8 protein-coding genes are annotated in these 12,398 nt (G+C 46.9%); 1 reads left to right on the top strand and 7 read right to left on the bottom strand.

Annotation, left to right across the window (positions count from 1 at the left end):
* Window positions 1–2 precede the first annotated feature (2 nt).
* Window positions 3–1,328 carry a dGTP triphosphohydrolase gene (gene dgt / locus ACTTKA_RS01760; protein ID WP_442723733.1) on the top strand — a complete coding sequence of 442 codons (1,326 nt, stop codon included), beginning with the start codon at window positions 3–5 and terminating at the stop codon, window positions 1,326–1,328.
* 10 nt (window positions 1,329–1,338) lie between these two features.
* Here dgt and rsgA read toward each other — a convergent pair whose 3' ends face one another.
* From rsgA to ACTTKA_RS01725, 7 genes are all read right to left on the bottom strand, one after another.
* Window positions 1,339–2,271, bottom strand: coding sequence for a ribosome small subunit-dependent GTPase A (gene rsgA, locus ACTTKA_RS01755; protein ID WP_442714650.1), 933 nt, complete (start codon window positions 2,269–2,271; stop codon window positions 1,339–1,341).
* A complete protein-coding gene (gene frr, locus ACTTKA_RS01750; RefSeq protein ID WP_442714649.1) occupies window positions 2,271–2,834 on the bottom strand; it encodes a ribosome recycling factor in 564 nt (187 codons plus the stop codon). Before frr ends, rsgA begins: the two co-directional genes overlap by 1 nt.
* A gap of 367 nt (window positions 2,835–3,201) precedes the next feature.
* A complete protein-coding gene (locus tag ACTTKA_RS01745) occupies window positions 3,202–3,804 on the bottom strand; it encodes a glutathione peroxidase (RefSeq protein ID WP_442723732.1) in 603 nt (200 codons plus the stop codon).
* A 247-nt stretch (window positions 3,805–4,051) separates the two neighbouring features.
* Window positions 4,052–9,628, bottom strand: coding sequence for a hypothetical protein (locus tag ACTTKA_RS01740; RefSeq protein ID WP_442723731.1), 5,577 nt, complete (start codon window positions 9,626–9,628; stop codon window positions 4,052–4,054).
* 64 nt (window positions 9,629–9,692) lie between these two features.
* Window positions 9,693–10,073 (bottom strand): HU family DNA-binding protein, encoded by a 381-nt coding sequence (locus ACTTKA_RS01735; protein ID WP_442723730.1) that lies wholly within the window; start codon window positions 10,071–10,073, stop codon window positions 9,693–9,695.
* A gap of 603 nt (window positions 10,074–10,676) precedes the next feature.
* Entirely contained in the window at window positions 10,677–11,171 is a 495-nt protein-coding gene (gene ybaK, locus ACTTKA_RS01730) for a Cys-tRNA(Pro) deacylase (RefSeq protein ID WP_442723729.1), read from the bottom strand.
* A 220-nt stretch (window positions 11,172–11,391) separates the two neighbouring features.
* A complete protein-coding gene (locus tag ACTTKA_RS01725; protein WP_442723728.1) occupies window positions 11,392–12,345 on the bottom strand; it encodes an Rpn family recombination-promoting nuclease/putative transposase in 954 nt (317 codons plus the stop codon).
* Between the last annotated feature and the right edge of the window lie 53 nt (window positions 12,346–12,398).

The following is a 12,398-nucleotide window of genomic DNA, read 5'->3' as shown; positions in this document are numbered from 1 at the left end:
GTATGCAGTGGAACGAATTAATATCCGGTAAGCGCCTCGGCATTGAGGCTTACCACGAACGGAAGCATGAACGGACAAATTTTCAGCGCGATTATGATAGACTGATCTTCTCCTCCCCTTTTCGGCGGTTACAAAACAAGACGCAGGTCTTTCCTCTACCCGGCAGCATCTTTGTACACAACCGACTGACGCACAGCTTAGAAGTATCATGCGTCGGGCGATCGCTCGGCACGAATGTGGCAACACGTCTGATGCAGAAATACGGAGAAGAGGCCGCCAACCTGCAAGAGATCGGCTCGATCGTTTCAGCGGCCTGTCTGGCGCACGACATGGGAAATCCTCCGTTCGGGCACTCGGGAGAGCGGGCTATCTCGGCATTCTTCTCCGAAGGTGCGGGCCGGCAGCTCGAAGCCCTCGTACGTGCCGAAAGCGGCCGATGGGAAGACTTCGTACACTTCGAAGGCAATGCCAACGCCATACGCTTGCTCACGCACCAGTTTATCGGGCGTCGAAAAGGCGGGTTTGCCCTAACATACAGCACACTTGCTTCTATCGTCAAATATCCTTATGCCTCGATACACGCTTCCGCGAAGCAAAAATTCGGCTTCTTCCAGACCGAAGAAGAAACGTATTGCCGCATCGCCGAAGAGCTGGGCATCCCCAAACAGCCCGACGCTTCCGACGCCTATGTCCGCTATCCGTTGGTCTATCTGGTCGAGGCCGCCGATGATATCTGTTATCAGATTATGGATATCGAAGACGCCCACAAATTACGTCTGCTGACAAGCGAAGAGGCCATCGGGCTGCTGCTCGGCTTTTTTGAAGGAAAACGCCTGAATGATATCCAACATACGATGGTCATGGTAGACGACACGAACGAGCAGATCGCCTACCTCCGTTCGTGCATCATCGGACTGCTGGTCGACGAGTGCACGCAGGTATTTATCGAAAACGAGGAAGGATTGCTCGACGGAAGTTTCCATGCACCGCTGATCGACTGTATCAACGAACAGGCGCGCAAGGCATATAAGGCGTGTTCGGAGGTGGCTTATCGGAAAATTTACGTCGCGAATGAAGTGGTCGACGTGGAACTGGCAGGTTATCATATCTTCGGATACCTGCTCGAGACAGTCATTGATGCCGTGCTCCATCCTGAGCACGCGTACAGCCGGTTACTCCTCAGCCGCATACCAGGTCAGTATGACATCAAAGCGCCTACCACATACGGGAAGATACAGTGCGCGCTCGATTATATTTCGGGCATGACGGACGTCTACGCCCTCGACCTGTATCGCAAGATTACGGGCATGAGTCTGCCGGCCGTCTGAGCAACGATCCTCAATAGGCCTCACGGTATTTCGTGCCGTCTTTGTCTTCGAGAATATTGAGGTAACTTTTATAGCGCGACTGGCTGATGTAATGTGCTTCGACGGCCTCGCGCACCGCGCAGCCCGGCTCATTGGTATGCGTGCAGTTGCTAAACCGACAGTCGGCCGAATGTTTGAAAATCTCGGGGAAATAATGCGCCACTTCTACCCCCTGCATCTCAATCGTACCGAAGCCTTTAATGCCGGGCGTATCGATCAGATAGCCTCCGTTCGGAAGCGGAATCATTTCGGAGAACGTCGTGGTGTGAACACCCGCTTTGTGATACTCGGAGATATCTTTCGTTCGGAGCTTGGCATGCGGCAGCAGCTTGTTGATAATCGTCGATTTCCCGACACCCGAGTGCCCGGACAGCAGCGTAATCTTGTTGCTGATCTTGTCCGACAACGCATCGATTCCTTCGCCCGACGTAGCACAAAGCTTCATGCAGTCGTACCCGATGGTACGATAAAGCGTCATCAGCCCTTCCAGATATTCAAGCTCGTCGGCGTCATAACGGTCTATTTTATTGAAGACGAGTAAGGCCGGAATCCCGTAAGCCTCGGCGGTGGCAAGGAAACGATCGATAAAAGTCGTTGTCGTCTGCGGATAATGAATTGTAACGACGAGCAAGGCCAAGTCGATATTCGCCGCAAGAATATGCGACTGCTTCGACAGGTTCGATGCCCGCCGGATCATATAATTTCGGCGGTCGCCGATTGCCGTAATAAACGCGCTTCCTTCGCAGTTCTCTTCGATTTCGACCCGATCGCCGATGGTGACCGGATTCGTACTTCGAATGCCTTTCAGCCGAAACGATCCTTTAATCTTACAATCGACAGATCGCCCATCGTCGGTATGAACCGTATACCAACTACCGGTATTCTTTACGACAAGGCCGTGCATCAAACGGTCATGATTTCTTTTTCTTTCGCCGCGTACAGTTCGTCCACTTGCTTGATGTATTTATCGTGAATCTTCTGTACAGTCGCTTCGGCATCTTTCCCCGCATCTTCGGGCACCCCTTCCTTAACAGCTTTCTTGAGCAGCTCAATCACATCCCTGCGCGTATTACGGATACTGATCTTTGCCGTTTCGGCATGTTGTTTGGCGCCCTTCGCGAGTGAGCGGCGGCGCTCTTCGGTGAGCGGTGGAATACCGAGGCGGATCACTTCGCCGTTATTCTCGGGGGTAATGCCTACTTCGGACGAGAGAATCGCCTTCTCAATCTCCTTCAACATCTGTTTTTCCCACGGGGTGATAATGATCGTTTTGGCGTCGGGAGTCGTGATGGACGACACATTAGCGAGTGGCGCCATACTGCCGTAATAAGAGACTTTGACATTGTCCAGAATACGCGGGCTTGCCTTGCCGGCGCGAATGCGTGCCAGCTCATCGTCTAAATAGCGAATAGCCGACGACATTTTCGTTTCGGCATCTTTGATGATTTGGTTGGTGTCTGCTAACATAACTTTTTATTTTTTATTTTTCACAAAGATAATTCTTTTTTGTATATATGCAAAATGTGTGCAAGATAGTAAGCGTGATGAAGCCAGACAAAAACGAGAGATGCAGGCTCGCTCTATTAAATTCGTATCATTCCACCGTTGAGATACCCTTTACCATTAACACCTGATACTAATTCAGGCTTTCAGCCCTTGTGCCCCGTGCGAGCGATGATAATGGTTAATGGTCAATTGTTCATTGTTATGTGTGGTACACGTCGAATCATGTACCTGGCAAATAACCATTAACAACTAACAATTGGAAAACAGCCCCGCAGGGATGCATTAGTTCAGCCCAATGCGGAGCATTGAGGGTATGCGTTCAAACTGTTTACAGCAAGGCTTGGACGGCTTTCTCCACCTCGTCCATGCCAGCCGTGGGCTCGAAGCGAGCTACAACATTCCCTTGTTTATCGATCAGAAACTTTGTGAAGTTCCATTTGATATCGGGCTTGCTTGCATAGTCCTTGTCTTTTTTCTCGAGCAGGGCACTCATGGCATGGGCTCGCGAACCGGTAAAACCTTCGAAGCCTTTTTGGCTCTTCAGATACGTATAGAGCGGCGACTCGTTTTCGCCATTCACCTCGATCTTCTCAAACAATGGGAATTTCGTTCCGTACTTTAGGGTGCAGAAGTCTTTGATTTCTTCTATCGTACCCGGCGCCTGCTCGCCAAACTGGTTGCAGGGAAAGTCGAGGACGACAAAGCCTTGCCCTTTGTATTGTTCATAAAGCTTTTCCAACGCTTCGTATTGAGGTGTAAAACCGCACCTCGTTGCAGTGTTTACAATCAAGAGCACCTTGCCTTCGTACTCTTTCAGTAAGACCTCTTTCCCTTCGGCATCCTTGACGGTGATGTCGTAAATACCATTCTGCGCCATAGCCGTCCACACAAAGCAAAGCGACAGCAGCGCTAATAACATTGTTTTTTTCATAAAACGATATTTTTAAATTGTTGATACTGTTTGCCCGTTCAACAGAAATCCGGATATGTAAAAACGAATCACTCTTCCCGGCCAAACGACAAAGATAGTTTATTTTGTAACTCATCCAATCCATCGTATGCTTATGCCTCAACAAAGACGTAAGCATTCCCGCTTTGATAACCAAAAAATCCCCCTGTACGGGGATGCCGCACAAGGGGATTTAAAACCATCAAAATGGCTATGATCTCAATAAATGTTATTTCACAATAACCTTATGTACCGTGCCGTCTTTGAGTGTTACCACATACGCGCCGCGTTGCATCGGGATCGGCGTATCGCCTTCAGGCAGTTCGATTCTCTTAACCAACTGACCGGCTACCGAGTAAATGCTTGCGATATCCTCACGTTCTACACGGATGTAAATCGTTTCGCCATGCGACCATACGGCCGGACCGTCAATCGACATATTTGCTACATGGTCCGGACCGAACGTCAGCACAATATGCTGCGTAACATCTGTAATCACATATTCATATTCGCCGTTGGCGTTTTTCTTGCCTTCAAGCACTTCTTTCAATCCGTTATACATACGGTCTGTACGTACCACGAACGGTTTCTCGGTCGAATATTTCGCCCTGAATTCGAAGTTCGAATGACCTAGCGTATACGCGATACCTGCCGGAGGCGTTGTCGTTACACCCACTACCGAAGGAATCGTTACTGAGTAAACTGTCTTAGGCACTACAGCATTACCAACACACAGATAAACCACTCCTTCTTGCGATACATCAAGAGCAAGAGGAACTTCCATACCGTTGATTTTCATTCTCTTCGGAACAAGATTCAAGTTCTTCACGCTACCCGGAGTCTGCGATTTGTAATAGATGATCGGATAGCAACGGTTCTCCATTCTTTCGCACGGACGAACCTCGATATTTACATCGACCGTACCATACGTCGTCAACATATCTACATCGATTGCATCGCTGTATTCGCCGTTGATACCCTTCGTCGTACCTACCGAGAAATGAAGCTGTGCACCGCCGTCAAGACGAAGGTCTTTCATCTTAAGCGTTCCGCACTTCTGCTCGTAGCACTGACCGCGCAAACGAAGCGAAGTGAAGCCCGGGTTCAGGTGTGCTTCTGTTTCTACATGCACATCCGAGTGTTGGTAGCCGAACCCTCCGAACGTCGAGGTCGTGATCACGTCAAGCGCTTTGTCGTCCGAGAGCCACAGTTCACTATAATTGCGACCGCAAGCACCAATCGGTTCCATATGGTAATGTCGTGTATACACACCAGCATAATTCTTAGACTGCATCTGCTCTTCCGAGATCAATTCGAAGTGAGCGTCATGTTCGTGTCTTGCATCCGCGTAAAGGGCTACCTGATTACGGACTTTAAGTGTATCGATAAAGAAGCGAGCATTCAAGATCGGAGGTCCCTGTACATGGTCGAACGAGTCGGTCACAAACGTCAGCACCGTATGGTCGAACACTACTGTGTTGAAACGTTCTACAAACGTATCGCCGTATTTGAACTTGATCGTAATCGTATCGAGCATATGTTTCGGGTCCGTACTGCCCGGGATATAACTGTAGCAAGGTGCGCATTCGATATCTTTATACTTATATTCCTGTACCGGAGGAGTACGACGGCTGTAACCGAACTTCATGATCGGTTTATCCCCATTGACGCCGCTCCACGAACGATATTTCAGTTTGTCTCCGCTCACGATCAAGCTGTCGTGCAAGATCAAACTGTCGGCTTGAAGCACAATTTCCGTGCGAGTGCCATCCTTCTCTTTCGTATTGAGTTCCAGATCACCGAACACTTCGATCACCGGAGAGCCCAGATATACTTTCTGATCATGCGCATAGATGCGAGCATCGCTATGGAATGTCATACGCGATACCATATGCAGGAAATCTCCTTTATCGCATCCGCCCTCACAACCCATCGGACACTTGGGTATATACTTGAGAGTATTCGTATTCCAGTTGTTCTTATTGCCCTGAGTTTTCATATACAACCCGTAGCCGGCTACGTTTTCACCGTGCAGCGTACCTGTACCGGGTACGGATCCGATCCCTGCGCCCTGACCACCTTTATATTCCATCTTTTTATATACATCAATATAGTCGGATGCAACAGCGGCAAAACCGCCTTTATTGAAAGAGGTAACCATACCCATGGTATCGGAGAAGTTAAGTATAAGCTCACGCGCCTGATTTTCATTGTCTACCATATCGCAATGATATTTGCCCGTTCCGCACGGATAGTCTGTTCCGATCTTTTCGTCCGGATTAGCCGGATTGTAATCCGTGCTCAGGAACGGATCGTGGCGCGTACCCTTATTTTGCAGACCGCCATAGTTAAGTTTGATGTTATTGTCTGCTGCGATAAAGATACTTCCGCTGTCGTTCGGCGTATAAGCCATATCTTGTACATAGACGTTATTGCGTTCTTCGGCGCAACCGCACAGACCTACCTTCGAGAGGTCGCTGAGATTTTCCGTTTGTGCAAGAAGCAACAAATTGCCTTTCAGCCCACGTATATTCGTTTTTCCGCGAAGGTCGATATCGCCAAAGCGTGTGCGGAAGAATGCGCTTCCCTTGTCGTTTTGGAAATTAATTTCCGTTCCGGTATTCATAATGATATTACCGCGCTGGCCGGCATCAACCGTCAGGTCACCGTTATTGCCTTGATATTTTAACGCCGGTTCTATAACCTGATCGGCCAGATTTTCCGCGATCGGATTGGTGAATTTTCCTTCGTATTCATTCCAAGCCTGTTCCCTGCCGCAACGGCCTACTCCGCCGATGATACCTGCATGTTCGTAACGTTGCATCGCTTCGCCTCTACGCTCATGGAGATCACCGGTTACCGGATCACTGCTTCCACAATAATATTCGTTCGAGAACGGAATTGTAATATTCGTCGGATAAGCACCCGAGCCGATCATTTCAGTTTTGATCGACGTGAAATAGATATTTCCGCCTTCCCAGCGTTTGCCATTATCCGTTTCATCCCAGCCGGCTTTGATATTCAGTACTCCTGCATTCGCAACATCATTTACCTTATAAGTAAACTTATTATCGCTGAATTTATAAGTATTCGCTGTTATATTGCCCACTGCATCATATACCTGTGCGCCGATCGAGTAGCCTAACCAAATATCGCCTTTGCGCGAAATGATATTCGTCGTGTCATGATCCTGATTTTGCGATTCAAACTCAAACGAAGCAGTCCGGATATTATTGGCTGCAATCATATTCGTTTCCGTATTTAAATTTCCGGGTGCCGGAGCCGCAGGACGATTAACCTTTATACTATCATTAATATAAACATTTCCACGATTCGAGTTGCGGTTCGTTGCCCAGTCATTAGCACAGCCTCCAAAAAGTTCGGGTTGACGATCTTCCGCCCAAAGCGTAAGCAATCCCTGAGCGAGCGTATTCTTGTGGTCCCCCTTATAGTTGAACTTCTGTGTGACTACATTACCTCCTTCGGATAAAATATACAGATTATTTCCTCTTGGCGTAGCATCAATCGTAGCATCGGCTCTCAACTCAGCATCACTGAGTGCCTGTATACGCATGATCCCATCATCCGTAGCATTCGTAAAGGCATTTGCAATACTGTCGGTCGCAGCCTTGTAAAAATACAGGTCGGCCAGACATGCATCAACTACCGGACGTCCCACACCATAGTTCATAATATGAAGCGGTTGCGTACCATTAAGCACAAACTGTGAGGCAGCCGCATCTCCCGTTAAATTCGAAGGACATCCCAAATGCATCGGGAAACTACTGTTCACTATACAGCTCTCGAAGTTCTTCAACATACCGCCCGAATAAATATGCATATGCCCAGATCCCCTTGTTTTTGTTCCGATTTCAATCACACCGGGATGATCAGTCATAGTTCCTCCCGGGACAAGGTTCGTATGCCATTCGGCATTATTCGCTTTATAATTATAATTCCCATTAACCCCTAATACGCTGGCTTCGGTATTAACGGGAAGAGCGGGCAAACTCACATTGATGGCAGCATTCGTAAATCCTCCCAAAGAGTTCGGAGCAAACGTAAATCCATTTCCAAAAGATGCGCCGGCCGGATAAGAATAAATATTCGTTGCACTCACCGGGAAAGTTGCTTGCGTATAGAACTTGTTAGTAGGATTATTCGCTTGTATAAACGGAAGGGTCGCATCATGCGCGATGTTGATACTGTCGATATCTCCTCCTACACGTAAAGTAGAACGACCATCGTTCGGCAGAACCAACAATGCATCCGTCTTTTCATCAGCCAACGGATTAGCAGCCACTTTAGAAGTTGCCGCAACAGCGGTTGCGTCTTTGACATTGTTTTTAACGCATACATGCGCACCTGCAGCAATCACAATTGCGCCATCGATAAAGGTACTTCCTCTTACCGGATCTGCCGGACGACGCCATTCGGGACTAATTGTGATAAACGTCATTTCTCCCGATCCACAGCTACTGGAACCTACTTTTTGAGAACCGAGTTGAGGATAAACGGTATCCGTTGTATACCACCAATTAATATCGCGATATGTAAATTCGTCGAATGTCTGTACGGCTTCATTGTCTCCTTTCTCGATAAGAACAGTTGTCGGGCGCTTATAGTTCGCCATTGTTGCAGCGCCACTATTCGCAGCATTGGCTCCCATATCGGTTGTACTGTTCGCTGCAATTGAATACGCTTCTGTCCCCACTACTGATGCCATCTTTACTTGATTGCTCAAGTCTGTCGAACTTTTCATCATTGTCCCGTTAATTTGAACCAATGGAATACCATCATCCATTGGGAAATCAAGAGAAGTAAGAGCATTATCGTCAAATGTTTCTACCGGCCAAGTAAACGTATATTTATCGCTGATTGAGCTCGTATAGTAATAGCGAGGCTTCTCAGAAGGCCCCACCGTCAAACAAGGGACACCATCGGTTGTATGATGATAAATCCACATACGCGCTTTTCCATTAGGTTCCGGATAATAATGCAACTCGAATAGGGAACGCTGACATGGAGCCATCGCAGGACCAGTAGCGGCACTTGGTACATTTTGATTCCGATACCTTCTACCATCACACGCATTCAGATTGTTCTCAAGCACACTCCAATCCGTAGGGTCTGGAGAGTTCCACGGATTTAGACTGTATCCAGGCTGATTACTAATTACAAACTTTTGCCGATTATATTTGTTAAAAGAAAAAATATTATAACCATTCCCTATTGCATGAGGCTCATCATAGTAAGTCAGCCCCGGAATATTTTTTACATCTTGCCAACTGTTAATCGCGGCAGGTTTAATTATAGCGGCATTCGCCCGATATGCATTCAGCACCGACATCCATCCCATTGCAAAGCCGGCACCGGAATACGTTTTGATTACAACGTTTTTACTATTCTGACTACCTAACAGAATTCCGGCGGGTGCATCGTGCGTTGCCCCTGTAAAAGGTATTGCAGTCACCGCATTAATAAGCAACTGGTGCGCAGGCGAAATTCTGGAAGATTCTCCGGCACCGAACTCACCTTGAACATCCTGAGCATACCGAATGGTATCGACCGTTCCAGGAGCATGATCACGTCTAAGGCTTACACCTTCTTTTTGATTGGAATAATCCGTGTAATAAATCTCAGCAGGTTTCGACGGCAAATGAGCGTCTCCGCATGAGCCATTACATTCATGGCTATGCACATGCTTCTGTGGAGCTAACACCCCGTATTGCCCCCACATGGTTCCGCTGCCTGCCATAAACATTGCTATGCAGATCAGCCACAAAATTGTTAATTTTTTACTCATAATTTCTGTTTTTAATAACTAAATCTTCTATTTAACTATCATTTCTTCTTCAAAAAGCATCCTCTTACTCGGTTACGAGTTCGAAGGTGATTTCGTCGAGGTTATTCTTAAAGTCTACGCCCGGCGTAAAAATAACTTTGGGCGGGTTCATTTTCTTTGTATTATACTTATCCTTCGTGTCTACCCCTTCGCCGGTGACAGACAACCGAATGGTCCCGAAGCTGCCGAGTTGCACGCTGTGTCCGAGCATCAAGTAGGCAGGCAGCCGGTCGAGGAAATTGTCTAATACGTTGTTAATATCTCCGCGGGTGAGCGAGGAGCGCCCCGCTATATCGGTTACGATCTGTTTAACCGTTACTTTCCCGGCATTGACTGCCTGAGGATACCACTTGCCCGGTTCGGCGGGCTTTTGCGGGTTTTTCCGCTGCACTAATTTATACTTCATGATTTTTACGTTTTTTATAGGATTAATATTGAGGTTTGTTTTTACGGTTTTTACATACATACGGATGCGCGTAAATTTTCTCCCGTATATAAATTTCGCCACATACGGATGCGCGTAAACTTACATACGGATGTAAATTTATTTTCTCCCGTATGTAATTTTTATTACATACGGACGCAGGCATTTTTACTTTCGTGCATGACTCTGAGAGCAACCACGCAGTTCCGTTAAGCCCTTCTGACAAAAAAGTTTGAGATTCGTGCGGTCTTTTACGGTTTTTTCCTCTTTCGGATGTGCATATATACGGAGAGATACGGTATGCGGAGAATCCATCTGCATCCTCGCGTACATATAATATATACCGATTGCGATTTTTATATCTGCCGTACTTCGTTTCCATTTTGCTTATCACCGGTAAAGCTTATCATCCTAAACACCGCAAAGATAAAAAGATTCTTTTTCAAATGCAAATATCTTTTGGGTGTTTTTTTATAAAAGAAACACCAGAATTCATTGGGTAAAGCGATCTTAACACATCTCTTCATCAGAACTTACGCAAGAAGGATGCTATTTTGCCCCGAATTACGCTCCGGAATAAGGTGGTTACGGCAGGTCTCCTGTCGACACAATAAGATCTCCAAGAGTCGCACTTGTTAATGCTGTCAGATGATGTGACGAGAGCTTGAGTTGTAAACCGCGTCGGCCGGCACTCACGCAAATCTTATCAAACATCCGGCATGTTTCGTGTATAAAGGTGGGAAGATGCTTCTTCATGCCGATCGGAGAGCACCCTCCACGAATATATCCGGTTACGGGGAGTAATTCCTTCATTGGAAGCATGGCAGCACTTTTATTACCCGATATTCGGGCGGCTTTTTTCAAGTCTACCTCGGTATTACCGGGGATAAGACAGACAAACAACCCGTTGCGATCGCCACGCAGAACGAGCGTTTTAAACACCTGAGCAGGGTCTTGCCCCAATTGCCTGGCAACATGTAGGGCCGTCAGATCGTTTTCATCAACGACATACGACAATGTCTCATAAGGAATCTGCTCCTGTTCTACCAGACGCAAGGCATTTGTTTTCCGAATCTTCATCTTTCAACTGCATTTGACGGACAAAGTTACACATAAGGAATCAAAAAAGCTCTTGTCGGGTAACGAGATATACATAATAATAAAAGAAATCCCCTGTGCGGACATGCCGTACAAGGGGATTTCAAACCCTAAAAAAGCTTGCTATGGCATCACCCCGTTATTTCACAACAACCTTATACGATGAGCCGTATCTTTAAAATTTACAGTATTATACTTCCTCCTATAGCTTTTCTATTTCTTCGGGAAGCAATCCGGTACAGCCTTTTATGATATCAATGGGTATACCGGATGCTTTCATTTTTTTCGCTGTTTCAAGAATTCCTTCTGCGAGTCCTTGAGCACGCCCTTCTGCATGTCCTTGAGCATGTCCTTCTGCATGTCCTTGAGCATGTCCTTGAGCATGTCCTTGAGCATGTCCTTCTGCAAGCCCTTTTGCGAGCCCAGTTTCCCATGCTTTTTCCTGCTGCTCTTTAGCATAGCTTTCTATGGCGAGATTGGTCCGGTATATATCCAAACTACGCTGATACATACGCCGCTCTTTTGCCGGTAGATTCTCTACATCACATAACTCCTCGAGACGCTCGAAGAGCATCTTTCGTGCCTTGAATGGCATTCGGTTCAGTGTTTCCATATGCTTTAATACAAAAATCCAACGTTCAAAATCTGTCGTACACGAGCGCTCATCCTTATCGAACAAAGGCATCGTGATAAATATCTGCCGCATTTTATCGCAAAACATCTTGCCGGTATCCCTGTCTGACAGGATCACATCCGTACGGAATTTGGCCTCTTCTCCTTCGAATGTAAAATTCATAAAAAAGACACCATAGACAGCCTTTACGGCATACTGCCAGCCTCTTCCTCTTTGCCCCTGCTCCGACAATGCACGAGCCACGTAGTAGAGCGCACGCTCCTTGAAGTTACTCTGTGTACGATTCTGCATCTCCACAATAATCTGCTCTCCGCTGTCGGTCGTACAGTACACATCATAAATAATTGCACGCATATCCTCGTCTCCGGGCAAGCGTTCGTTGTTGAGAAATGTCAGATCTTTAATCACTCTTTCTCCAAGAAGAAGACTGTTGAGAAAATCTATTAACAGTTCTTTGCTTACCTCCTGACCGAATATTTTTTTGAATCCGTAGTCCGTAAACGGGTTAATGAAGTGCGACATACATCATTCCTTTTTGTCCGACAACAAAGATACGGATTTTTTTTGCATACCAT

This window comes from Tannerella sp., from assembly GCF_052170195.1.
Lineage (GTDB): Bacteria > Bacteroidota > Bacteroidia > Bacteroidales > Tannerellaceae > Tannerella.
Note: the sequence above shows the minus strand (reverse complement) of the source record. Positions and strands in the feature narration are given on the sequence as shown.